The sequence below is a fragment of the Achromobacter sp. GbtcB20 genome (genome assembly GCF_019091095.1).
GTDB lineage: Bacteria > Pseudomonadota > Gammaproteobacteria > Burkholderiales > Burkholderiaceae_B > Achromobacter > Achromobacter mucicolens.
The window spans coordinates 398,578-421,390 of the sequence record NZ_JAGXJZ010000003.1; the positions used below are offsets into that span (position 1 = coordinate 398,578).

The 22,813-nt window shown below is 67.8% G+C and carries 21 protein-coding genes; 10 read left to right on the forward strand and 11 right to left on the reverse strand.

Going from position 1 to position 22,813, the window contains the following annotated elements; all coding sequences use genetic code 11:
* The first annotated feature begins 26 nt into the window (after positions 1 to 26).
* Positions 27 to 365, forward strand: a complete 339-nt coding sequence (locus tag KVT32_RS07055) for a P-II family nitrogen regulator (protein WP_006386376.1) — start codon at positions 27 to 29, stop codon at positions 363 to 365.
* A gap of 39 nt (positions 366 to 404) precedes the next feature.
* On the opposite strand, the gene gspF is transcribed toward KVT32_RS07055, so the two are convergent.
* Positions 405 to 1,610, reverse strand: coding sequence for a type II secretion system inner membrane protein GspF (gspF, locus tag KVT32_RS07060; protein ID WP_217617896.1), 1,206 nt, complete (start codon positions 1,608 to 1,610; stop codon positions 405 to 407).
* A gap of 176 nt (positions 1,611 to 1,786) precedes the next feature.
* On the opposite strand from gspF, the gene gspD reads away from it, so the two are divergent.
* Complete coding sequence (gene gspD / locus KVT32_RS07065; protein WP_217617932.1) at positions 1,787 to 4,168, forward strand: type II secretion system secretin GspD; 2,382 nt, start codon at positions 1,787 to 1,789, stop codon at positions 4,166 to 4,168.
* The gene (gene gspE, locus KVT32_RS07070; protein WP_056316401.1) at positions 4,165 to 5,592 is read left to right on the forward strand and encodes a type II secretion system ATPase GspE; all 1,428 of its coding nucleotides are present in this window, start codon (positions 4,165 to 4,167) and stop codon (positions 5,590 to 5,592) included. The genes gspD and gspE overlap by 4 nt, the downstream gene beginning before the upstream one ends.
* A gap of 21 nt (positions 5,593 to 5,613) precedes the next feature.
* Here the strand turns inward: gspE and gspN are convergent, their stop codons facing one another.
* The 9 genes from gspN to KVT32_RS07115 all read right to left on the reverse strand — a co-directional run bounded on the left by gspN (position 5,614) and on the right by KVT32_RS07115 (position 11,381).
* Positions 5,614 to 6,378 (reverse strand): type II secretion system protein N, encoded by a 765-nt coding sequence (gene gspN, locus KVT32_RS07075; protein ID WP_217617897.1) that lies wholly within the window; start codon positions 6,376 to 6,378, stop codon positions 5,614 to 5,616.
* The gene (gspM, locus tag KVT32_RS07080) at positions 6,378 to 6,962 is read right to left on the reverse strand and encodes a type II secretion system protein GspM (protein ID WP_175157367.1); all 585 of its coding nucleotides are present in this window, start codon (positions 6,960 to 6,962) and stop codon (positions 6,378 to 6,380) included. Before gspM ends, gspN begins: the two co-directional genes overlap by 1 nt.
* Positions 6,959 to 7,951, reverse strand: a complete 993-nt coding sequence (gspL, locus tag KVT32_RS07085; RefSeq protein ID WP_108006374.1) for a type II secretion system protein GspL — start codon at positions 7,949 to 7,951, stop codon at positions 6,959 to 6,961. The genes gspM and gspL overlap by 4 nt, the downstream gene beginning before the upstream one ends.
* A complete protein-coding gene (gene gspK, locus KVT32_RS07090) occupies positions 7,948 to 8,934 on the reverse strand; it encodes a type II secretion system minor pseudopilin GspK (RefSeq protein ID WP_240622169.1) in 987 nt (328 codons plus the stop codon). The genes gspL and gspK overlap by 4 nt, the downstream gene beginning before the upstream one ends.
* A complete protein-coding gene (locus KVT32_RS07095; protein WP_217617898.1) occupies positions 8,931 to 9,542 on the reverse strand; it encodes a prepilin-type N-terminal cleavage/methylation domain-containing protein in 612 nt (203 codons plus the stop codon). Before KVT32_RS07095 ends, gspK begins: the two co-directional genes overlap by 4 nt.
* Positions 9,539 to 9,973: a type II secretion system minor pseudopilin GspI gene (gene gspI / locus KVT32_RS07100; RefSeq protein ID WP_175157370.1), complete on the reverse strand. Its 435-nt coding sequence runs from the start codon at positions 9,971 to 9,973 to the stop codon at positions 9,539 to 9,541. Before gspI ends, KVT32_RS07095 begins: the two co-directional genes overlap by 4 nt.
* Positions 9,960 to 10,448, reverse strand: a complete 489-nt coding sequence (gene gspH / locus KVT32_RS07105; RefSeq protein ID WP_128828106.1) for a type II secretion system minor pseudopilin GspH — start codon at positions 10,446 to 10,448, stop codon at positions 9,960 to 9,962. The genes gspI and gspH overlap by 14 nt, the downstream gene beginning before the upstream one ends.
* Positions 10,420 to 10,848 (reverse strand): type II secretion system major pseudopilin GspG, encoded by a 429-nt coding sequence (gspG, locus tag KVT32_RS07110; protein WP_056316420.1) that lies wholly within the window; start codon positions 10,846 to 10,848, stop codon positions 10,420 to 10,422. Before gspG ends, gspH begins: the two co-directional genes overlap by 29 nt.
* Positions 10,849 to 10,937: 89 nt before the next feature.
* Positions 10,938 to 11,381: a general secretion pathway protein GspC gene (locus tag KVT32_RS07115; RefSeq protein WP_217617899.1), complete on the reverse strand. Its 444-nt coding sequence runs from the start codon at positions 11,379 to 11,381 to the stop codon at positions 10,938 to 10,940.
* An 879-nt stretch (positions 11,382 to 12,260) separates the two neighbouring features.
* On the opposite strand from KVT32_RS07115, the gene KVT32_RS07120 reads away from it, so the two are divergent.
* Genes KVT32_RS07120 through KVT32_RS07130 form a run of 3 tightly spaced genes read left to right on the forward strand, consistent with a single transcriptional unit; the run spans position 12,261 to position 16,672 of the window.
* A complete protein-coding gene (locus KVT32_RS07120) occupies positions 12,261 to 14,246 on the forward strand; it encodes an alkaline phosphatase family protein (protein WP_152384140.1) in 1,986 nt (661 codons plus the stop codon).
* A 21-nt stretch (positions 14,247 to 14,267) separates the two neighbouring features.
* Positions 14,268 to 14,465, forward strand: coding sequence for a hypothetical protein (locus KVT32_RS07125; protein ID WP_174245375.1), 198 nt, complete (start codon positions 14,268 to 14,270; stop codon positions 14,463 to 14,465).
* A 35-nt stretch (positions 14,466 to 14,500) separates the two neighbouring features.
* Positions 14,501 to 16,672 (forward strand): phosphocholine-specific phospholipase C, encoded by a 2,172-nt coding sequence (locus KVT32_RS07130; protein ID WP_217617900.1) that lies wholly within the window; start codon positions 14,501 to 14,503, stop codon positions 16,670 to 16,672.
* A 3-nt stretch (positions 16,673 to 16,675) separates the two neighbouring features.
* On the opposite strand, the gene KVT32_RS07135 is transcribed toward KVT32_RS07130, so the two are convergent.
* Entirely contained in the window at positions 16,676 to 17,578 is a 903-nt protein-coding gene (locus KVT32_RS07135) for a LysR family transcriptional regulator (protein ID WP_175157373.1), read from the reverse strand.
* 92 nt (positions 17,579 to 17,670) lie between these two features.
* Between KVT32_RS07135 and ggt the strand changes: the two genes are divergently transcribed.
* The 4 genes from ggt (at position 17,671) to KVT32_RS07155 (ending at position 22,807) form a co-directional block, all read left to right on the forward strand.
* The gene (gene ggt, locus KVT32_RS07140) at positions 17,671 to 19,299 is read left to right on the forward strand and encodes a gamma-glutamyltransferase (RefSeq protein WP_056316430.1); all 1,629 of its coding nucleotides are present in this window, start codon (positions 17,671 to 17,673) and stop codon (positions 19,297 to 19,299) included.
* Positions 19,300 to 19,346: 47 nt separating this feature from the next.
* Positions 19,347 to 20,858 (forward strand): ABC transporter substrate-binding protein, encoded by a 1,512-nt coding sequence (locus tag KVT32_RS07145; RefSeq protein WP_152384142.1) that lies wholly within the window; start codon positions 19,347 to 19,349, stop codon positions 20,856 to 20,858.
* A gap of 129 nt (positions 20,859 to 20,987) precedes the next feature.
* Positions 20,988 to 21,932 (forward strand): ABC transporter permease, encoded by a 945-nt coding sequence (locus KVT32_RS07150; protein ID WP_056316436.1) that lies wholly within the window; start codon positions 20,988 to 20,990, stop codon positions 21,930 to 21,932.
* Positions 21,929 to 22,807, forward strand: coding sequence for an ABC transporter permease (locus KVT32_RS07155; protein WP_056316437.1), 879 nt, complete (start codon positions 21,929 to 21,931; stop codon positions 22,805 to 22,807). Before KVT32_RS07150 ends, KVT32_RS07155 begins: the two co-directional genes overlap by 4 nt.
* Positions 22,808 to 22,813 lie beyond the last annotated feature (6 nt).

Here is a 22,813-nt window from a genome sequence, read left to right on the forward strand (position 1 = left end):
CACATCAAAAACCCAGGACGACCAACGTGAAACAAGTCACCGCCATCATCAAACCCTTCAAGCTCGACGAAGTCCGCGAGGCGCTGGCGGAAGTCGGCGTCAGCGGCCTGACGGTTACCGAAGTCAAGGGTTTCGGCCGCCAGAAGGGCCACACCGAACTCTATCGCGGCGCCGAATACGTGGTGGATTTCCTGCCCAAGATCCGCGTCGAAGTCGTGCTGCCCGACGACCAGGTCGAAGCCGCCATCGAAGCCGTCGTCAAGGCCGCCCGCACCGGCAAGATCGGCGACGGCAAGATCTTCGTGACGCCGGTGGAACAGGCCATCCGCATCCGCACCGGCGAGAGCGACGAAGAGGCGCTCTGAGCCTTTGTCTGTACCGGGCCGCACTCGCGGCCCGCGTTCCTACCTGATCAACTGGTTCATCTCCAGAATCGGCATCATCACCGCCAGCACGATCAAGAGGACGAATCCCCCCATCAGCAGTATCAGCGCCGGCTCCAGCAGGGCCGTCATCGCCATCGCGCGCCGCTCCAGGTCGCGCGACAGGTTCTGCGCGCCCCGGTCCAGCAGTTCGGGCAACCGCCCGGTCTTCTCGCCGCTGGCGATCAGGTGCACCAGCAGCGACGGAAAGACCTTCTGCGCGCCCAGTGATGACGACAGCGCCGCGCCCTCGCGCACGCGCGCCGCGGCCTCGTCGACCGCCAGCCGCAGCACGTCGTTGCTGAGCGTGCGCCGCGCGGCTTCCAGCGCGGTCAGCAGGGCCACGCCGCTGCCGCTCAGGATTGCAAGGGTGGACGCAAAGCGCGCGGCGTTCACGCCCAGCACGAAGCGGCCGGCCAGCGGCAGCCGCAGCACGCGCGCGTGCCAGGCCCGCCGCGCGGCCGGCGCGCGCAGCGTGTAGCGCCACAAGGCGATGGCCGCCACGGCTGCAATGCCCGTGACCGCGCCCCATTCGCGCACGTAGTCCGACAGCCCCAGCATCACGCGCGTGAGCATCGGCAATTCCTGCTTGGCCTGGCTGAAGGCGGACACCACCTGCGGCACCACATAGCCCAGCAGGAAGATCACGATGACCACCGATACGCTGGCCACCACCGCCGGGTAGATGAAGGCCGTCATGACCTTGCTGCGCAAGGTGTTGCGTTCCTCGATGTAGTCGGCCAGCTTTTCCATCACCTGCGCCAGGTCGCCCGATTCCTCGCCCGCGCCGATCAGCGCACGATAGATTTCGGGAAAGTCGCGCGGCCGCGAGGCCAGCGCCGCGGACAGGCGATGGCCGGCGCGCACGTCGTCGCGCACGCCGCCCAGCGTGGCGGCAATGTGTTTTTTCTCGGCCTGTTCCAGCGTGGCGCTAAGCGCCGCATCCAATGGCAGGCGAGCGGCCAGGAGGCTGGCGAGCTGGCGCGTCAACCACGCCAGATCGGCGTCCGACAGACGCGCGCGCAGCGCCGCGCCCATGCCTTCGGCGCGCGCCGCCAGCGCGGTCGACAGGGGCAACAAACCGCGGCCGCGCAACTGGTTCCGGGCGCCGCGTTCGGAGTCGGCATCGATCGTGCCGCGCACGATTTTTCCGAGCGCGTCGGTGGCTTCATAGCGATAGGAAGGCATGGCTGTAATAAAGCGGAAGCACCTGCCGAAATCGCCAAGAGCCCCGAATTTAAAGGGTTTCCAGCCCGTCACCTTGCCTATGAAATATGACCGGGATGTTGCAGTCACACCCCGTATACTCCGACGCGCTTTCCCGTTTTTCCAAACGATTTCACGTCTCGGGCACCTATCTCGTCATGCGTCACATCGCGCAATTCAGCCTTGCATTCCTGCTTGCCGCAAGTCAACTCGGACCCGCCGCCGGCACGGCTCACGCACAACAGGCGGACAACCGCGTCAGCCTGAACTTCGTCGACACGGACATCCCCGCCGTGTTGCGCGCGCTGTCCCTGTTCACGCAGCGCAACTTCCTGGTGGACCCCCGCGTCAAGGGCAAGCTCACCCTGGTTTCGGATCGTCCTGTCGATAGCGCGCAGGCGCTGTCAATGCTGACCGGCGCATTGCGGCTGCAAGGGTTTGCCATCGTCGACGTGGACGGCGTGACGCGCGTCGTGCCCGAGGCCGACGCCAAGCTGCAAGGCAGCGCCGTTGTGGGCGGAGCGGGACCGGCAGGCGCCAAGCCTGCGGCTGGCGCGCCGGCCGCGGCGGGCAGGGCGCCCGTGCCCGTGTCGGCCTTTGCCAAAGGCGGGGGCAACAGCGGCGAAATGCTGACGCGGGTGTTCCCGCTGAAGTACGAGAACGCCGCGAACCTGGTGCCGGTGCTGCGCCCGATGGTGCCGCCGAACAACCCGATCAACGCGTACCCCGGCAACAACACGCTGGTCGTGACGGATTATGCGGACAACCTGGAGCGCATCGCCGCGGTCATCGCGCGCATCGACGTGCCCAGTTCGATGGACACGGACGTGGTGCCTGTGCAATCGGCCATCGCGACGGACATCGCCATCCTGGCCTCGCAGCTGCTCGACACGCAAAGCAGCGACCCCACGCAGCGCATCGCGGTCGTGGCGGATCCGCGCAGCAACAGCGTGCTGGTGCGTTCGGGCAGCCCGGCGCGCACGCGCCTGGCGCGCGAACTGATCCAGAAGCTGGACGCGCAGCAGAACCGCGCGGGCAATCTGCACGTGGTGTACATGCGCAACGCGCAGGCCACGCGCATCGCCGAGGTGCTGGGCGGGCTGCTGACGGGCCAGGCAAATTCGGCGCCGGGCGTGGCCCCGGGCGCCAGCAGCAGCACCGGCGGCGCGCAGGGCGGCGCGCGCGCGCAGAACACGGCCAGCAGCTCGGGGACGCAGGCAGGCATGGGCATGTCCAGCCAGTCGGGCTCGTCGCGCAGTGGCCTGTCGGGCGAACAGGAGCGCATCGCGCGCGAAGACAATTCGACGCAGGCGGTGTCGTATTCCGCGGGCGGCGCCACCATCCAGGCGGACCCCGCAACCAACTCGCTCATCATCTCCGCGCCCGAGCCGTTGTACCGCAGCCTGCGTGAAGTGATCGACCAGCTTGACCAGCGCCGCGCGCAGGTGCTGGTGGAAAGCCTGATCGTGGAAGTCAGTGAAGAGAAGGCCGCCGAATTCGGCATCCAGTGGATGACCGGCGCGGGCAACATCAACGGCAACGGCACCAGCTTCATCGGCGGCACGAACCTGGGCGGCAGCGGCATCACCGGCAACGGGCCGACCTCGATCGACGCGCTGGGCAGCGGCTTGAGCCTGGGCGTGGTCAAGGGCACGGTCGACGTGCTGGGCAACGAGGTCATCAACCTGGGCGTGCTGGCGCGCGCCATGCAGAACACGGGCGAGGCCAACATCCTGTCCACGCCCAACCTGCTGACGCTGGACAACCAGTCGGCCAGCATCCTGGTCGGCAAGACGGTGCCGTTCGTGACGGGCCAGTACGTGACCTCGGGCAGCAATGGCAGCTCCAATCCGTTCCAGACCATCGAACGCGAGGACGTGGGCCTGAAACTGAACATCCGGCCGCAGATTTCCGAAGGCGGCGCGGTCAAGCTGGACATCTACCAGGAAGTCAGCAGCATCGACGAAAGCCGCTCGAACGCCACCACCGGCATCGTCACCAACAAGCGCGCCATCGACACCAGCGTGCTGATCGACGATGGCCAGATCATCGTGCTGGGCGGCCTGCTGGAAGACAACGTGACGCTCACGTCCAACGCGGTGCCGGGATTGAGTTCGTTGCCCGTGATCGGTTCGCTGTTCCGCTACGACACGCGCAAGCGCACCAAGACCAACCTGATGGTGTTCCTGCGCCCGTACGTGGTGCGCGACGCCAACCGCAGCGCCAGCGTCACGATGGACCGCTACGACTACATGCGGCGCGCGCAGGGCGCGGTGCAGCCGCGCGACCACTGGGCGCTGCCGGACATGCAGGCGCCGATGCTGCCGCTGCCGGGCTCGGCGCCGTCGGTGTCGAACAACGCCTACGATTTGCGGCCCGAGCAGCAGGCGGCCACGCTGCGCCGTCCGCCGCCGGCCACGGTCGAGACCTTTGCGGTGCGCCAGTATCCCGGCACGCCGCCCGCGCCCGCCCAGCAACCCATCCGCGCGCCGCGGCCGGTCATGATGACGGTGGCGGTGGACCCCGAGAAGCTGCTATGAGCGCGCACCCCTTGCCTTATGCCTGGGCCCGCGCGCAGCGCGCGGTGCTGTCGCTGCGCGGGGGGCAGGCGCAGTTGACGGTCAGCCCGCGCACGCCAGAATGGGCCGTGCGCGAGATCCGGCGCTGCCACGGCGACATCGGGCTGACGCAGATCGACGACGAGGCGCTGGAGACGCTGCTGACCGCGGCCTACAGCCACTCGGAAGACGCCGCGTCGGTCATGGGCGTGGCGGAAAACGAGATCGACCTGGACCGGCTGATGCAGGACATGCCCGAGGTGGCGGACCTGCTGGAAGCGCAGGACGATGCGCCGGTGATCCGCATGATCAATGCGCTGTTCGCGCAGGCTGCGCGCGACGGCGCCAGCGATATCCATATCGAACCCTTCGAAACGCATTCCGTGGTGCGTTACCGCGTGGACGGCACGCTGCGCGACGTGGTGTCGCCGCGCAAGGCGCTGCATGCCGCGCTGATTTCGCGCATCAAGATCATGGCGCACCTGGACATCGCCGAGAAGCGCCTGCCGCAGGATGGGCGCATCGCGCTGCGCGTGGGCGGGCGACCCATCGACGTGCGCGTGTCCACGTTACCGACCGGGCACGGCGAGCGCGCCGTGCTGCGCTTGCTGGACAAGGAGGCCGGCCGGCTGCAACTGGAAAAGCTCGGCATGAGCCCGGGCGTTCTGTCGCAGCTGGACCGTCTGATCCGCCAGCCGCACGGCATCGTCCTGGTGACCGGCCCGACCGGCAGCGGCAAGACCACCACGCTATATGCGGCGCTGAGCCGTCTGGACGCCTCCACCAGCAACATCCTGACGGTGGAAGATCCCATCGAATACGACTTGGCCGGCATCAGCCAGACGCAGGTCAATGCCAAGATCGACATGAGCTTTGCGCTCGCCCTGCGCGCCATCCTGCGCCAGGACCCGGACGTCATCATGATCGGCGAAATCCGCGACCTGGAAACCGCGCAGATCGCGGTGCAGGCTTCGCTGACCGGCCACCTGGTGCTGGCCACGTTGCACACCAACGATGCCGTGTCCGCCGTCACTCGTCTGACCGACATGGGTGTCGAGCCCTTCCTGCTGGCGTCGTCGCTGCTGGGCGTGCTGGCGCAGCGGCTCGTGCGCAAGCTATGCCCGGCGTGCAAGTCGCCGTCGATGCTGGATGGCGTGCAGGTCTTTCACCCCGTGGGCTGCGAGGCCTGCAACCACACCGGCTACAGCGGCCGCTCTGGCATCCACGAGCTCTTCACGGTGGACGACGAGGCCCGCCGCCTGATCCACGAAGGCCGCGACGAACGCGAACTGCGCCGCGCCGCGGCGGCCGCCGGCATGCGCAGCATGCGCGAGGACGGCCAGCGGTGGGTGGACGCCGGGCAGACGTCGCCGGAGGAAATCCTGCGCGTCACGCGCGACGCGTAGCAGCCGCGCCCGACGCCGCTCCTATCGCCCGGATTTCCCCACGCTGAACGTCACCGTGTCGCCCGAACGGCGGCCCAGGGTCGACAGCAGACCGTCCAGCGCGGCGCGATCGGCCTCGTTGGCCGATCGGGCGAACGTGGCTTCGCCCTGGAAGCTGATGCCTTGGGGGCCGCTACCGCCCTGGCCCTTGACGTCGAGCAGGCCGCTTTCCGTGCTGAGGACCAGCGTCGCGCCGGTTTTACCGCCCTGCACGCGCAGCAAATAAGTCCCCACCGGCGAGATGGGCGAGAGCGCAGTCGCGGCGTTTCGCCAGCGCACGTCCACGGCCGGGCCGGGGGGAAGCGGGGCGCCCAGGCGCAAAGGCTGCCAGCTGATTTCCAGCATGCCTTGCGGCGACAACGTATTCCAAGGCGCGCCGAGCGCGGGCAGAACCGTCGCGGGCACGCGCAAGGACGACGCGGGCAGCGCCAGACTGCTCCACCCCGGGCGCGCGCGCAACGCGCCTTGCAGCCAGGGGTGCGAGATGTCGAGCGCCATCGTGTCCCAGCGCCATTGCCATTGCACCGGTTGCGGCAGCACGCGGCGCACGCCTTCGGCGCCAAGGGCGATCCACGCGCTGCCGTGCCACAGCGTGCCGCTGGCGTCGGCCAACGTGACCGGCGCGTCGGCGGGCAAGAGCGCCAGCACCCATCGCGCAGGCAGTACGGCGGCACCCGCAGCTGCGGCGCACAACACGCCAGCCAGCCACAGGCCCGCCACGCGGCGTGAAGGAAGTTTCAGCGGCATCAGCGGCTCCCGGCCGCCTGCGGCGGCAGCAGCACGACCTTGCCGTTGACCAGGCCCGGCAGCGGCCGTCCGTTGGCGTTTGCGGCGCGCGTCAGGTCCACCTGCGAGATGGCCAGTCCCCAATCGCGCCCCGCGCCGTCCAGCCAGCGCATCAGCGCCGATGACGGCGCCTGCGCCAACGACAGCGCGACGCCGCCCGCGTCGGCATCGGCCAGCGTCCATTGCCCGGCGGGCAGGCCGGCGCGTTCCAGGCTGGCCGACAGTTCCTGCGTGCTGGGCATGGCCCCCGCGGGCACCGCGTTGCGCTGACGCAGGGCGGAGGCTTGCGCCGTCAGGTCGGCGACGGTGGCGGCCTGCGTGCGCAGGCCTGGCAGCTCGGCGTGCAGTTTGCGCACAGTGTTCAGGGCGGGCTCGATCAGCGTCACAAAGCCAATCGCCGCGCCCAGAAGCAACGCGGCGCCGGCGACGAGGCGGCGTTCGCGCGGGGCCAACGCCTGGTAGCGCGCTCGGGCGCGCGCCAGCGCGGGGTCCACGGGTTTGCGGGCGGCCTGCCACGCGGCTTGAAGTCGATGTAGCGGTGTCATGGTTGGCTGCGCACGATGCGCCAGGTGTTGTCGGTGTCGCCGCGCTCCAGCTTCAGCCCCAGGGCGGCGGCTTGCTGGATCAGCGCCGGCGTTTCAGCGACGCGTTGCGCTTGCGGGCCGGCGTCCGCCAGTTGCAGCGTGAGCGCCTGGTCGGCATATGTCAGGTGAGCGACCTTGTCGGCGGCAAAGGGCAGCGCCTGCGCGGCGGCGCGGGCCAGCGGCAGGAAGTCGCCGGCGCTGGCGGCGCCGCGATTGGCCTGCAACGCGTCCAGCCCCTGCTGCGCCTGGCGTGCCGGGTCCAGCACGACGGGCACGTTCGGAAATGCCGCCAGCACCTGGTCGTGCATGCCACGCCGCAAGGTGTCCGCTTCGCCGCGCAGTTGCGCGGCATACAGGTTCAAACCCGCAATCCACACCACGGCCGCCAGCGCGCCCCATCGCCACACCGGCCGCCAGCGTGACACGCTGACCGGCGCAAGATGCGGCATGGCCAGCGACCAGGCGGGCGAGGGCGCGTGCCAGCGCGGATCGGCAGGGTCGCGCAGCGGCGCATCGGTGGCTGGCGCCAGCGCTTGCGGGGCGATCAGCGCGCGCACGCGCAGGCCTTGCTCGCTCAGCAGGCCCCACGCGCGGCGCACCGGTTCGCGCGGGGACCAGGCCAGCGCAACGGACCCGTCAGCGGCGCGTGCGCCGTGACCGATGGCAAGGCCATCCAGGTCGCTCAGGACCAGCGGTTCCAGCGCGCCGCGCACGGCTGCCCCGAAGTGCGCGCGCGCCACGGCGGGAATCTGCACCGTGGCCGAAATGACGTCGGCCGGGTGCAGAACCGCTTCGCACGCGGCCTGGGGCCAGGCGTGCCCAAGAGCGCGTAGCGCCAGCTCGCCTTGCCGCACGCAGCGGCCGCGCCGGTCGAACCAGGCGTAGGGCAGCGGCGAATCGGCGCCAAATTCCTCCAGCGCGGGCAGGGCGATGCGCAGGGTGTTCTTCAAGGTGTTTCTCTCGTCCAGAGGGTTTCGGGAGCGGCCGGCGGGGCGCTGCGCATCAGCGCCTGCATGGAGACGCGCGCCCGTTCATAGACCACGGTGCCGCTGGCCAGGAACCAGCTGCTATTGGTGGAGACGGCGGGTGCGGGCGTCTTCACGCCCGTGCCCGCCAGCCGGTTGGCGAAGTCGCCGGTGTTGTTGAACCAGTTGCCGCGGTCGCGCTCGCCCGCCAGGGCACGGGCCTGCGCCAGCGACAGCCCCGGCACCAGCGCGGCGATCACCTCCGCGGGCGCGGTGTTGACGTTGACCTGGGTGGCCGACGGCAGCAGCGTCATCGTGCGCCGCAACGCGTTTCGCATGGGCGGTTCAAGGTCCAGCAGCGCCGCGACTTCGTCCACGCCGCGCGGCAACGGCGCGCGCGCCAGCGGGCCGGGCTGCGCCGCGGTGTTGGGCGCGTCCGCCGCCAGCGCGGGCGGCTGCGCGGCCGCAACGATGTCGACGATGCGCGCGGCCAGCGTGTCGGGCAATTCCAGCGTGCCGAGCAGGCGCCGCAGAATCTCTTCCTGCTCGGGCTGCGCCACGCCGTTGCGCGCCAGGTTGAAGAGGTTGTACTTGCCCTGTTCGTCCTGGACCCCGCCCGAGAACACCGCCACGCGGTCGTCCCCGGGGCGCTCGATACGGGTGTCCAGCACCGGGGTCGCCCAAATCTGGTCGCCGCGGGTGGTGGGCTCGCGCCGGCCATGGTCGCGCACCACCAGCCGCGCCCAGTCGATGCCGCCCGCAAGCATCGCGCGCGCCTGCACGCGCGCCAGTTCATTCTCCACGCGCCGCGTGCTGGCGGTCTGCCGCTGGAACAGGCTGGTCGTCAGCGCGGCCACGATCGCAACCACGATGAGCGCGCTGACGACCGCCGCGCCGCGTTGGCGGTTCCCGCCGCCTCTCCCATGACCGCTGCACGAGGCCTGTGCGTGAACAGCCCTGCGGCTCATGGCAGCTCCAGGATGCGCGAGTAGCGCCGCAGATCGCCCGGCACGCCACGATCAAAAACGATCTCCAGCCCGCTGGGCGCCGCCGTGAGCGCCGCGTTCGCGTCCACCCAGCCCACGCCCGGCACCCAGGCGCGCAGTGCAAGATTGCGCACGCCCGGCAAAAGCAGCACGCCGTCAACGGCCGCCGGCAGCGGACTGCGCGGCGCGGATGGGCCACTGGTGCGCCACAGGCCGTCGTTGCGGACCTGCCATTGAACACGCTGCCACAGGCCGTTGCCATCGGGATCGGGACGCAGGACTTCCAGCGTCTGCCCGCCGGCGGCGCGCGGCAACAGCCGCAGGCCCGTCGTGAACGACACCGCGTCCAGACCCGGTGAATCGAACGCAGGGCCCGCGTACGACAGCTCCACATCGCGCGCCATCTGGCCCAGCGTGCGTACGATGGCGTCCGTGTCCTCGGCCTGCGCGGCGATAAGATCGCGCGCGCCCGACACGCTGGCCAGGCCGCGCCAGGCCATCAGGCTGACAAGCGCCATCAGCGCCAGGGCGACCAGCACCTCGATCAGCGTGAAGCCGGCCTGGGGTTGCGGTGGGCGGCGCACGATCATCGCAGGCTGGACAGCAGTCCGTCGAGCTGCAGCAGGATCGCGCCATCGCGCGAAGACGCAGCGTCGCGGACCTTCACCGACACCTGCCGAAAGCTGCGGTTCATCGAATTGGTAAAGACCAGTTCGCACTGCAGCGCCAGGCCGCCTTGCGGACACGGCACGGTCTGCGAGCCGGCGCGCGGCAGCGTCTGTTCCAGACGCAGCTGCGTAAGTGCGTTCTGCGCCGCCAGCAACGCCAGGGTCTTGTCCTGCAGCGCGCGGTTGTTCGCGGCCATGACGCCCGTGGCGCGCAACGCCGCGCCCATCGCCACGGCGATGATCGCCAGCGCAACCAGCACTTCAATAAGCGTGAAACCGCGTTCGCGGTTGCGCGGACGCGGCAATGCCGCGCCATCGAGGGCGGCCTGGTCGAATTCGTCAGCGGATCTCATAGCGTCCCGCGGCATCGCGTTGCAGTGTCACGCGCACGTCTGCCGCGCTCAACGTCAACGTCATGGGCGCGGCCACCCATTCCGTATTGAAGATCAGCGGCCGGTCCGGATCCAGCCGCCATTGCACCGGGCTGGCCGACCAGGCCTGCGGACGCAGCACCTCGTCGGTGTCGAGACGGTCCGGGGGCACCGGGATGTCGTCTTGCGCGGTAGGGCCGGCCGCGCGGCCGTTGCGCTCGAACGACCACCCCTGGCCGTTTGCCAGCCACCGGATCGGGCGCCCGTCGCTGCGGGCCTCGCTCTGCGCCACGGTGAACGCGTCCGCCAGTCGCTCGGCGTCGGCGCGCAGACGATTGTCGCCACGGCCGACCGATAGGCTCACCATGCTGGCCGCGATGGCCACGATCACCAGCACCACCAGGACTTCGACCAGCGTGAAACCGCGTTCAGAGTTCCCAGGAACCGATGTCGGCATCGCCGCTTTCTCCGCCGGGCTTGTTGTCGGCGCCGAACGAGAAGACATCCACGTCGCCTTTGACGCCGGGGCTCAGATATTGGTAGGGGTGTCCCCACGGATCGTTGGGCAGCTTGTCCAGGTAGCCACGCCAGTTGGCAACGCCCTCCGGCTTCTGCGCCAGCGCGCGCAGGCCCTGCGCCGTGGTCGGATAGCGGCCATTGTCCAGCCGGTACAGCTTGAGCGCCTGCATGATGCCCGCAATGTCCTGCCGGGCGGCCGCCTGACGCGCCTGGTCCGGGCGGTCGAGCACGCGTGGCACCACCAGCGCGGCCAGAATCCCCATGATCACAATCACCACCATGATCTCGATGAGGGTGAAGCCCTGCTGGCGGGCAAGCCCGCGCGGTAACTGACGCACTTTGCAACTCCGGTCTTTCACTAGAAGCCCGGGATTGTGGACATGAAATATGACAGTAATGCGCACGCCGGCAGGTCACCCGCCGGCATTCACTTCAAGCGCGTGATTCCGCCCGGCGCGTCCTGGGCAGCCGGCGCGGCCAGGCGGCTCGCGCGGCCCGACTGCTCGACCGTCACGGCGTCCGCCGCGATGTCGCGAAGCACGATGCCCGGCGCCACTTCAGCCCCCGCGCGCCAAGCCAGCGGCGGTCCGCCGTCCACGCTCAGCACGGCCGCACCATCGGGCCCAGCCGCGATCACCCCCAGTACCGTTATCTGCGTGCGCATGGCTTCGTCCTTGCCGAACCACAACGCGACCGGCGTATTGTCGGCCGCACGCGGCGCAGCGGCCGAGACCGCCGGGGGCAGGGGCCCGGGCTGTGGCGCAAACAGGATAGACGCCCACACGCCAAGCCCCGCGGCAAAAATCAACACGGCAAGGACACGCAGCAAGGCGGGCGCGGAGGGCAGGGGCAGGCGCAGGGACAAAGGCATGGGATTGAACGGCAGATGAAGCAACGCGGCCGACTATAGCGGCGATTCATGACAGCAATGTTGGGTGTCTGACACCCATGGAAGTGAATGCCGGTTTGCCGCAATGTCTCATTGGGTGTCAGACACCCGGCACCATCACCTCCCCCCCAAAGAATTCCGACCCAAACCCCGCCACACGCGAAGCGTCATCGCCACGCCGCAAGACACCGCGTAAGTCCCCGGAGGCCGCCCGCGCGGCCAACCGGGGACGGGCACCGCAAGCCGCTTCAACCCCGGGCACGTCTCCAACAGAACGCCAAGCACGCTGACCGTCCCGCCGCCCGGAAAACTTCAGCCGCTCGAGTCCGGTGCGGTGGCGGCCCGGGGTGCGCGGGGCGTCGATAAGCCCGAGGGAATCTGAAGGGAGCTGAAGGCGGACGAAGATGACGACGGGGGGGGCCGCCTAGGCAAGTCCGGAGCGAAGGGTCCGGACCGCAATCGTGGCCCCGCGCGCCCCGGGCCGTCGCCGTGCCGGACGTCTCAAGAACCCAACCCCAGGCAAGCCAACACGCAAAAAGGGAACAAGCCGTCAGGCAGCCCTGGGAGAAGGTCGCCGGCATGTCGTGTCGACTTTCCGAGTGTCAAAACACCCGCCATCACCACATTCCCAGCCGCCAAAAACCCACCCGCTCCCTTGCCTCGCACGCAATCCACCTGCCCAGAAGTCCGACGCGCATTGCCTCATCCGCAAAAGAATCCTGATTCAGCAATCAAGGTTTCTCGCCTTTGCTTCACGGGTCTTTCACGTTCAGTCGCCACCATGTCGGCCAGCGTAAGACCCCCTTCATGAAAAAGAGAAGAGAAGCAATGCAGACATTGAATTGGAGAAGATGGTGCGCCATGTTGCTGGCGACCAGCGTGTTGGCCGGCTGTGGAGGCGGCGATGACGATGACGACGAAGCCCCCGTGGCCCCGCCGACCCAGCCGCCCGTGACAACGCCGGGCGAGGCGAGCGCCAGCAAGGTGCTGTTTGTCGGCGTGGACGGCCTGACGTATGACGCGCTGCGGCGCGGCGTGGCGGACAACACGCTGCCCAACTTGAGCCAGCTGACCGTCACCCGCGCCTGGACCGGCGGCGTGACCGGCACCGTGACCCAACAGCCCACGCTCACCGCGCCCGGCTGGGCCACCTTGCTCACCGGGCAATGGGCCGACGTCCACGGCGTGCGCTCCAATGCACAGAGCCAGGGCATGAAAGCCCCCAGCCTGTTCCAACGCATCAAGACCGCACAGCCTGAAGCGCGCACCGCCGGCGCCTTCAACTCTCCGCTGCTGGCCAGCCTTTTAAACATCGACCGCGACGCCGGCTACGTCCAGACGCTAACCGACTGCGCAGGCCAGGACGACTGCGTCGCCTCTCAAGCCCGCGACCGCATCGCCGAAGGCTACGACCTCGTCGTCGCGCAATTCGGCGCGCCCGAACGCGCCGCTGCCGAAAACGGCTTCGGCACCACCTACGACGCCGTCATCCGCCAGACCGACGCCGCCCTTGGCGTCCTGGCCAAACAGCTGGCCGACCGCCGCGCCGCGCATCCCAACGAAAACTGGCTCATGGTCGTCGCCACAAGCCACGGCCTGGACAAGACCGGCGGCAGCGACGGCCTGCCGTTCTCCTCCAACAAGACCATTCTGCTCGCCGCCAATCAGCCCGCGCTGCTCGGCGGCAGCGCCGACGACGCCTCGTTCGACGGCGTATGGGACACCAACTGGTACGCGCTGCCCAGCGCGGCCGACGTGGCGCCCACCGTCCTGTCGCACCTGGATGCCTTGCCCGACGCCGCCGCCTACGACATGGCCGGCACCGCGCTTAGCGAGCCGCTGGCGCTGCGCCGCGTCGCCACCCGCACCTCCATGGACAACAAGAGCGTCACCGTCACCTGGGTCCGCGTTGGGGAGCCCGCCGGCGACATCGTCGTCAGCCGCGACGGCAAGGAAGTCGCGCGCCTGCCCGGCACCGCCACCGAATACGTCGACACCGGCTTCACCTTCACTGCAGAGGGCGTGCATGAAGTGGCCTACAGCGTCTCCACCGGCCACGCGGTCAGCGCCGCGCGCGCCACGGTCGTCTACGTCAAGCCCGTGCCCCTCTTGGCCTCGCTGCGCACCGGCCTGACCATGTTCTTCCCCTTCGAGGGCGACGTGGCCGACAAGGCCGCCGGCGGCGGCGCGATCACGCCCTTCGACGGCACCCAGGCGCCCGCCTATGCCGACCCCGGCGTGTACGGCAAGAGCTTCCGGAACGAGCGCGGCTCGGCGGCCCTGGGCGCATTCAAGCTGGACTATCCGGCGGGCCTCCTGGACAGCGTGCAGGCGTTCACCATCGGCTTCTGGTTCCAGTCCGACGGCACCGCCAATGACCGCTCGATCATCGGCAATAAAGACTACAACTCCGGCGGCAACCCTGGCATCACCATCGCCCAATGGGCAGGGCCCGAACTGCGCTTCAACATCGCTGGCGGCGGCAAGCGCGCGGACATCAACGGCGTGAAGTTCACGCCCAACAAGCCCGTCTACATCGCCATGACCATCGACAAGACGGCCCGCACCATGACCGCCTACCGCTACGACAGCGAACTGGGCTTTGTGCGCAGCGTGACCTCCACCGCCACGCCCGGCGTCAACCTGGCCCAGGTCGCCGGCATCTTCGGTCCGCACATCGGCCTGAACGAAGACGGTCGCGGCACCTACGGCATCTGCTGCGCCGGCACCAAGGGCCCGTACACGATGATTTTCGATGACCTGGCGTTCTGGTCGCGGGCGTTGACCGAGGAAGAAGTGAAGTCCCTCGCCCTGTCCGGCAAGTCCGTCCACGAACTGTTTCCCTGATGTCCCAAGGATAAATACCCCATGAGCAAGTCCATGATTTTGCGCGGTTTCCTGCGCGCCGGCGCGGTGTTGATGCTGACCGCCACCCTGGCCGCCTGCGGTGGCGACGATGGCGGCGACGACGACGCCGCCACGCCCGGCAATCCGGGTACGCCCACCCAGCCCGAAACGCCCACCACGCCGCCGCCGGCCAAGCCCGAACTGCGTTGCGCGCCCTGAGCCGCGCCTATTCCAGACACATAGGAAAATCCTCCGTGAAGTCCGATAAAGACACGATCCACGCCGGCAAGCGCCGGTTCCTGCGCAACGCCGCTGCCTCCACGGCGGGCCTGACCGCGCTGTCGATGTTCCCGCCCGCGATCCGCCGCGCGCTCGCCATTCCCGCCAATAACCGCACCGGCACCATCAACGACGTCGAGCACGTGGTCATCCTGATGCAGGAGAACCGCTCGTTCGACATGTACTTCGGCACGTTCAAGGGTGTGCGAGGCTTTGGCGACCGCATCACCATCCCGCTGCCGCAGGACCGCTCGGTCTGGGAACAGACCAACGGCACGCGCGTCGTCATGCCGTACCACCTGGACAGTACGCAGGGCAACGCCCAGCGCGTGGCCGGCACGCCCCACGACTACGTGGATGCGCAGATGGCCTGGGACGGCGGCCGCATGTATCAATGGCCCCGCTACAAGCAGAACCAGTCGATGGGCTACTACCGCCAGAAGGAAGTCGAGTTCCAGTTCGCGCTGGCCGATGCCTTCACCCTGTGCGACGCCTACCACTGTTCCACCCACGGCGGCACCAACACCAACCGCCTCTTTCACTGGACCGGCACCAACGATCCGCTGGCGCAGGGCAACGGCCCCTCGACCCGCAACCAGTGGGACAGCCTGGGCGCCTCGAACATCGGCTGGACCTGGAAGACGTATCCGGAGCGCCTGCAGGAAAACGGTGTGACGTGGAAGGTCTACCAGAACCTGCCCGAGAACTTCGGCGACAACCCACTGGCTGGCTTCCAGCAGTACCGCCGCGCCAACGAACTGGCGGGCAACGGCAGCAATGGCGCGCCTTACCCGGCCTGGACGCCCAGCATGGACGCGGCCAATCCGCTCTACAAGGGCACCGCCAACACGATGCCGGACGGCGGCTTCCTGCAGGCGCTGCGCGACGACGCGATGAACGGCACGCTGCCGCAGGTGTCATGGATCGTGGCGCCGGCAACCTACTCCGAGCACCCCGGCCCCTCCAGCCCCGTGCAGGGCGCCTGGTACATCCAGGAAACGCTGGACGCGCTGACCGCCAATCCGGACGTCTGGAGCAAGACCGTCCTGCTCATCAACTTCGACGAGAACGACGGCTACTTCGACCACGTGCCGCCGCCCGCCGCGCCCTCGCTGAATGCCGATGGCTCGATGGCCGGCGCCTCCACCGTCAACACCGACCTGGAGCGCCACACGCACGCGTCCGCCCAGGACGCGGCCGACAATCGCGTCTACGGCCCCGGCCCCCGCGTGCCGATGTACGTCGTGTCGCCCTGGAGCCGTGGCGGCTGGGTCAATTCCCAGGCCTTCGACCACACCTCCGTGCTGCAATTCCTGGAAGCCCGCTTCGGCGTGAAGGAAGAGAACATCAGCCCGTGGCGCCGCGCCGTGCTGGGCGACCTGACCTCGGCCTTCAACTTCGCCACGCCCAACGACGAAAAGCTGCCCGACCTGAACATCCTGACCCGCAGCGGATCGGACCAGGAACGCGCCGCGCAGGAAGCGCTGACCGCCGTGCCGCTGCCCGATCCGTCCACGCAGGCCAAGGGTGTGCAAGAGCCCGGCGTGCGTTATTCCCGCGCCTTGCCGTACGAGCTGCACGCGAGCGGCCGCAGCCAGCCGGGCACCGGCAACATGTGGCTGGTGTTTTCAAACACCGGTAAACAGGCCGCGGTGTTCCATGTGTATGACCGCCTGCATCTGGACCGCCTGCCGCGCCGCTACACCGTGGAACCGGGCAAGCAGCTCGAAGGCAGCTGGGACACGGCGGCCGACGGCGGCAAATATGACCTGTGGGTCCTGGGCCCCAACGGCTGGCACCGCCATTTCGCCGGCGACGTGGCGCATGACCGCACGGCGCAGCAGGATGCCGAGATCCGCGTCTGCTACGACATCGCCAATGGCGACGTCTACGTCAGCTTCATCAACGCCGGCAAGACCCCGTGCACCTTTGAAGTCACGCCCAATGCGTATTACGCCAACCACGAGCGCTGGACCTTCACGGTCGCGGCGGGCGCGCAGGTCGAGCAGCATTGGGCGCTTGCGGGCAGCCACGCGTGGTACGACTTCACGGTGCGGCTGGCCGAGGATCCGTCGTGGCTGCGCCGCTTTGCCGGCCGCGTCGAAACCGGCAAGGCGTCCGTGACCGATCCGGCCATGGCGATGTAAACGTCACGCGGCGGTCTGCGGTTCGCGTGCGCGGAAAGCCTGCGCGCACGCCTCGCAGATCGCTGCGGTGATGCCCTGGCGGGCGTGTTCGCGGCGTTCCAGCATCCCGATGGAGCGGGACAGCGGCCCCAGGTCGTCGGGCAGGTGAAAGATCTGCAACTCCGGACTGTGCTGCCAGTTCGCCCCGTTGATCAGCGGCAGCAGCGTCACGCCGACTTCCTGGCGCACCAGTTCCACCAGCGTCTCGATCGCGTTCAGTTCCAGGAAGTCATTGACCGGCACCGCCATCCGGCGCAGCAGCCGGTCGATCTGCAGCCCGGTGCGCTGGGTGCGGTCAAAGCGCAGGAACGGATTGCCCGCCAGCACTTCGCGGGCGTCCTTGCCGGCCGCCGAGCGCGGGGCGATCACCACCATCTGTTCTTCATAAAGTGCGGTCCAGCGCGTGCTGGCCATCTTGCGCCCGGCTTCCACCAGGAATGCCGCGTCCAGCTCGCCGTCCTCGACCTTGCCCGCCAGCTCGCTGGCCTTGCCCGACAGGATGCGCACGTCCAGCTTGGGGTGGGCCTTTTTCAATCCCGAGATGACCTTCGATAGCGTCCCCATGCAGGACACGATGCTGCCCACCGACACGGACCCGGCCAATTCGCCGGGCGCGGTGTTCGGCCGCCGCAGTCTGTCGTATAAATCAAGCAAGTGCTTGATTTCAGGAAGCAATTCGCGCCCGGCCGCGTTCAGGATGGCCAGGCGCCCGCTGCGGTCGAAAAGTTCTCGCCCCAGCTCGGCTTCCAGCGAGCGCATCTGAAAGCTGACGGCCGCCTGCGTCAGGGCCACTTGCTCGGCCGCTTCCGAGAAGGAACCATGGTGCGCGACAGCCAGAAACGTGCGCATGAACCGGATCGTACTCATAAAAAATTCTTTTATGACGGAACAAAAAATCAAATTGATTTAATTAAAGCACGAGAGTAACTTCGCCCGCTTAACCTTATGAGACCCGCCACATGAAAACCTTCGACTGGGCCAACCCGTATCCTTCCGTCCGCATTCCGCTGTTTGCCCGCAACGTGGTTTCCACGTCGCACCCGCTGGCTGCCCAGGCGGGGCTGCGCATGCTGCTCAAGGGCGGCAACGCCGTGGACGCCGCCATCGCGGCCGCGGCCACGATCGTCCTGGTCGAACCGGTTTCCTGCGGCCTGGGCGGCGACTGCTTTGCCATCGTCTGGGACGGCAAGGAGCTGCACGGCCTGAACTCGTCGGGCGTCGCGCCCGCCGCCTGGAACACCGAATACTTCAAGCGCAAGTACGGCACCGACGCCAATGGCCTGGCCATCCAGCCCAAGCGCGGCTGGGACGCGGTCACGGTTCCCGGCGTGGTGGCCGGCTGGGCCGCGTTGCATGAAAAGCTGGGCAAGCTGCCGTTCGAACAACTGTTCGAACCCGCCATCGAGATCGCCGAACGCGGCTACGCCGTGCCGCCCGTCGTGGCGCACAAGTGGGCCGCCGCCGCCGAGGAACTGAAGTCGCAGCCTGGCTACGCCCAGGCCTTCCTGCCCGAAGGCCGCGCGCCCAAGGTCGGCGAGCACTTCCGCTTCCCCGACGCCGCCAACACGCTGCGCCGCATCGCCGAATCCAAGGGCCGCGACTTCTACGAAGGCGAACTGGCCGAGCGCATCGCCGCCTTCAGCAAGGAATGCGGCGGCGCGATGACGCTGGAAGACCTGCGCGGCTACCGTCCGGAATGGGTCAAGCCCATCTCCAAGTCCTATCGCGGCTACGAGCTGCACGAAATCCCGCCGAACGGGCAGGGCATCGCCGCGCTGATCGCGCTGGGTATCGTCGAACGCTTCGACATGGCCGACATTCCCGTGGATTCGGTGCAATCGCAGCACATCCAGATCGAAGCCATGAAGCTGGCGTTCGCCGACCTCTACAAGTACGTCGCCGACCCCCGCGCCATGCAGGTCACGCCCGAGCAGATGCTGTCGGACGCTTACCTGGACAGCCGCGCCAAGCTGATCCGCCTGGACCAGGCCACCCACTTCGAGGCCGGCCGTCCGCACGCGGGCGGCACCATCTACCTGACCGCCGCCGACGAAAACGGCATGATGATCTCGTTCATCCAGTCCAACTACATGGGCTTCGGGTCGGGCGTGGTCGTGCCGGGCACGGGCATCAGCATGCAGAACCGCGGCGTGGGCTTCTCGATGGATCCCAAGTCGGCCAACGTGGTCGAAGGCGGTAAGCGCCCGTTCCACACCATCATCCCGGGTTTCCTCACGCGCGGCGGCAAGCCGGTCATGAGCTTTGGCGTCATGGGCGGCGACATGCAGCCCCAGGGCCACATGCAGACCGTGGTCCGCATGATCGACTACCACCAGAACCCGCAGGCCGCATGCTGCGCCCCGCGCTGGAAGGTCAACCGCGACTTCACGCTCGACATCGAGACCAATATGAAGGCTTCTACGATTGCGGGACTGAAGGACCTGGGGCATGCTTTGAAATCCGTTGACGATCCGTACATGGATTTCGGCGCCGGCCAATTCATCTGGCGCATGTCCGAAAACGACAACGAACTGGGTTACGTCGCCGCTAGCGACAGCCGTCGTGACGGCCAGGCGGTGGGCTTCTAAAGCGCTTCCTTAAACCGGCAAATGCAGCAACAAGGGGAATAAACACAATGAAACGCTTGACCATGACCTTCGGCGCCAGCCTGCTGGCGCTGGCCGCCGGCGCCGCCAGCGCCCAGAACATCCGCATCGGCCTGCAGGAAGATCCCGATGTTCTGGATCCGCACCGCGCCCGCACCTACGTGGGCCGCATCGTGTTCACGTCGCTGTGCGACAAGCTGGTGGACATCGATCCCAAACTGCACTTCGTGCCGCAACTGGCCACCTCGTGGTCGTTCAGCGACGACAACAAGGTGCTGACCTTCAAGCTGCGCGACGACGCGTCGTTCCACGACGGCACCAAGTTCGACGCGGCCGCGGCCAAGGCCAACCTGGAACGCGCCATGAGCCTGCCGGACAGCCTGCGCAAGGGCGAGCTCCGTTCGGTCGCCAAGGTCGACGCGCCGGACGCCACCACGCTGGTGCTCACCCTGAAGGAACCGGACGCCACGCTGCTCGCGCAGCTGTCCGACCGAGCCGGCATGATGCTGTCGCCCAAGACCTTCTCGGACGACGTCGCCGCCGTGGGCCGCAAGCCCATCTGCTCGGGTCCGTACAAGTTCGTCGAACGCATCCAGAACGACCGCATCGTTCTCGAAAAATTCGACCAGTACTACGGCGCCAAGGACTACGCGTTCAAGCGCCTGACGTTCCTGCCCATCCCGGACACCACCGTGCGCCTGTCCAACCTGCGCGCCGGCGACCTGGACATGCTGGAGCGCCTGAATCCGTCCGATGCCCCGCAGGTCAAGACCGACGCCAGCCTGACGTTCGCACCGGTCGCTGGCCTGGGCTTCCAGCAGTTCATGTTCAACGTGGGCAACGGCAAGCGCGCCGAAGACAACCCGTTCAAGAACAAGCTGGTGCGCCAGGCGTTCCAGTACGCCATCGACCGCAACGCCATCAACGAAGTGGCCGGCGGCGGCATCTTTGAACCGGCCCAGCAGCCGTTCCCGCCCGCCAGCCCCTATCACAGCGACAAGTTCCCCGTCACCCAGCGCGACGTGGCCAAGTCCAAGAGCCTGCTCAAGCAGGCCGGCTTTGACCGCGTGAAGGCCGAGCTGGTGTTTGGCAACAACACCACCACCTCGTCCATCGCCGAGATCGTCCAGGCGATGGCCGCCGAGGCGGGCTTTGACCTGTCGCTGCGCCCGACCGAATACGCGGCGTTGCAAAAGGAAGCCTCGGGCGGCAACTTCCAGATCGTGATGCTGGGCTGGTCCGGCCGGGTCGATCCCGACGGCAACATCCACGCCTTCGTCACCTGCAAGGGCGCGCTGAACGACGGCCACTACTGCAACCCTGAGGTCGACAAGCTGCTCAACCAGGCGCGCACGGTGCCGGACGAGGCCAAGCGCAAGGCGATCTACGACCAGGCGCAGACCATCATCCAGGACGAACTGCCCGGCGTGTACAACTACTACCAGCCGTGGCCCTTCGTCATGAGCAAGAAGGTCCAGGGTTTCACTCCCTACCCGGACGGTATGATCCGGCTCAAGGGCGTGACGTTCGCGCAGAAGTAATGTTGGGGCGGCAATCGACCGCCGCACCCGCCGGACGCGCCTTGCGCGTCCGGTTGTCGTTTGCGGCGGACGCGCATCGTCCCTTGTCCGGCCGGCGCCGTCCGTCGTTCCTGTCTTACGGTTTTCCTCATGCTTAAACTCATCTTGCGCCGCGTGATCGTCGCGATCCCGACACTGATATTGGTGTCGATGATCGTGTTCATGCTGCAGAAAATCCTGCCCGGCGATCCGGTGCTGACCCTGGCCGGCGAAGAGCGCGACCCGGCCGTGCTGGACTACCTGCGCGACAAATACCGCCTGAACGACCCGTTGCCGATGCAGTACGCGGCCTGGGCCGGGCAGGTGCTGCAAGGCGACCTGGGCAAGTCCCTGCGCACCGACGTGCCCGTCACGACGCTGATCGCGCAAAAGCTGCCCGTCACCCTGCAACTGGCCGCCATGGCGATGTTCTTTGCGCTTTTGGTGGGCATTCCCATGGGCATCATCGCCGCGGTGCGCAAGGGCAAGCCCGTCGAGATGGGCGCCAACATCGCGGCGCTATCCGGCATGTCCATTCCCAATTTCTGGCTGGGCATCATCCTCATCATGGTGGTGTCGGTGCAGTGGAAGCTGTTGCCGGCCTCGGGCTACGTGTCGCCGTCCGAGGACTTCTGGCTGTCCATCAAGACCATGCTGATGCCGTCGCTGGTGCTGTCCACCGCGATTGCCGCGTACCTGATGCGGCACACCCGGTCGTCCATGCTGGAGGCGCTGTCCGCGGATTACGTGCGCACCGCCCGCGCGAAGGGCGTGTCGCCGCGCAGCGTGGTGCTGCGCCACGCGCTGCGCAATGCGCTCATGCCGATCGTCACGCTGGTCACGCTGCTGTTTGGCGAACTGCTGGCCGGCGCCGTGCTGACCGAACAGGTCTTCACAATCCCGGGCTTCGGCAAGCTGGTGGTCGACGCGGTGTTCACCCGCGACTACGCGGTGGTGCAGGGCGTGGTGCTCTGCGTGGCGGTGGGCTTCATCCTGATGAACCTGCTGGCCGACATCCTGTACATCCTGGTCAATCCCCGCCTGAGGCACTCATGAGCGCAATTCCTGCAACGGCCGCAGCCGTCACGCCGCCCCGCAGCCGCAATCGCGCGTGGGCCAAGTTCAAACGCAACCGCATCGCGATGCTCGGCCTGGGCATCGTGCTGTTCTTCGTGCTGGTGGCCATCCTGGCCCCGTTCATCGTCAGCCAGGATCCCCTGCAAACCAGCTTCACCACCATCCGCAAGGCGCCGTCGGCGGCGCATTGGCTGGGCACGGACGAGCTGGGCCGGGACATCTACAGCCGCATGGTCTACGGCGCGCGCGCCTCGCTGATGGCGGGCCTGGTGTCGGTGCTGATCGCGCTGGTCGTGGGCGTGCCCTTTGGCCTGGCCGCGGGCTACTTCGGCGGCTGGACGGACAGCGTCATCTCGCGCGCCACCGAGGCGCTCTTGGCCATTCCCTTCCTGATCCTGGCCATTGCGCTGGCCGCCTTCCTGGGGCCCAGCCTGACGAACGCAATGATCGCCATCGGTGTATCGGCGGCGCCCAAGTTCATCCGGCTGACCCGGGGGCAGGTGCTGGCGGTCAAAAATGAAGACTACGTGCAGAGCGCCCGCGCGCTGGGCGCTTCCGACCTGCGCATCATCGGCCGCCACGTGTTTCCCAACGTCATGCCGCCGCTGATCGTACAGGCCACGATCACCATCGCCACGGCCATCATCGCCGAGGCCAGCCTGTCCTTCCTGGGCCTGGGCCTGCAACCGCCGACGCCGTCGTGGGGCTCGATGCTGAACACGGCCAAGAACTTCATGACCCAGGCGCCCTGGATGTCGATCTTCCCCGGATCGGCCATTTTCCTGGTGGTGCTGGGCTTCAATCTGCTGGGTGACGGGCTGCGCGACGCGCTCGATCCGCGTCAGGAAAAGTAATCGATA

Excerpts from the sequence above, each read along its gene's own strand:
- gspD (WP_217617932.1), top strand. The coding sequence starts at position 1,787 with ATGCGTCACATCGCGCAATTCAGCCTTGCATTCCTGCTTGCCGCAAGT.
- gspN (WP_217617897.1), bottom strand. The coding sequence starts at position 6,378 with ATGCCGCTGAAACTTCCTTCACGCCGCGTGGCGGGCCTGTGGCTGGCT.
- KVT32_RS07155 (WP_056316437.1), top strand. The coding sequence starts at position 21,929 with ATGAGCGCAATTCCTGCAACGGCCGCAGCCGTCACGCCGCCCCGCAGC.
- gspK (WP_240622169.1), bottom strand. The coding sequence starts at position 8,934 with ATGAGCCGCAGGGCTGTTCACGCACAGGCCTCGTGCAGCGGTCATGGG.
- gspF (WP_217617896.1), bottom strand. The coding sequence starts at position 1,610 with ATGCCTTCCTATCGCTATGAAGCCACCGACGCGCTCGGAAAAATCGTG.
- KVT32_RS07095 (WP_217617898.1), bottom strand. The coding sequence starts at position 9,542 with ATGATCGTGCGCCGCCCACCGCAACCCCAGGCCGGCTTCACGCTGATC.
- gspM (WP_175157367.1), bottom strand. The coding sequence starts at position 6,962 with ATGACACCGCTACATCGACTTCAAGCCGCGTGGCAGGCCGCCCGCAAA.
- KVT32_RS07135 (WP_175157373.1), bottom strand. The coding sequence starts at position 17,578 with ATGAGTACGATCCGGTTCATGCGCACGTTTCTGGCTGTCGCGCACCAT.
- KVT32_RS07115 (WP_217617899.1), bottom strand. The coding sequence starts at position 11,381 with ATGCCTTTGTCCCTGCGCCTGCCCCTGCCCTCCGCGCCCGCCTTGCTG.
- gspH (WP_128828106.1), bottom strand. The coding sequence starts at position 10,448 with ATGCCGACATCGGTTCCTGGGAACTCTGAACGCGGTTTCACGCTGGTC.
- gspE (WP_056316401.1), top strand. The coding sequence starts at position 4,165 with ATGAGCGCGCACCCCTTGCCTTATGCCTGGGCCCGCGCGCAGCGCGCG.
- gspI (WP_175157370.1), bottom strand. The coding sequence starts at position 9,973 with ATGAGATCCGCTGACGAATTCGACCAGGCCGCCCTCGATGGCGCGGCA.
- ggt (WP_056316430.1), top strand. The coding sequence starts at position 17,671 with ATGAAAACCTTCGACTGGGCCAACCCGTATCCTTCCGTCCGCATTCCG.
- KVT32_RS07145 (WP_152384142.1), top strand. The coding sequence starts at position 19,347 with ATGAAACGCTTGACCATGACCTTCGGCGCCAGCCTGCTGGCGCTGGCC.
- KVT32_RS07120 (WP_152384140.1), top strand. The coding sequence starts at position 12,261 with ATGTTGCTGGCGACCAGCGTGTTGGCCGGCTGTGGAGGCGGCGATGAC.
- KVT32_RS07150 (WP_056316436.1), top strand. The coding sequence starts at position 20,988 with ATGCTTAAACTCATCTTGCGCCGCGTGATCGTCGCGATCCCGACACTG.
- KVT32_RS07125 (WP_174245375.1), top strand. The coding sequence starts at position 14,268 with ATGAGCAAGTCCATGATTTTGCGCGGTTTCCTGCGCGCCGGCGCGGTG.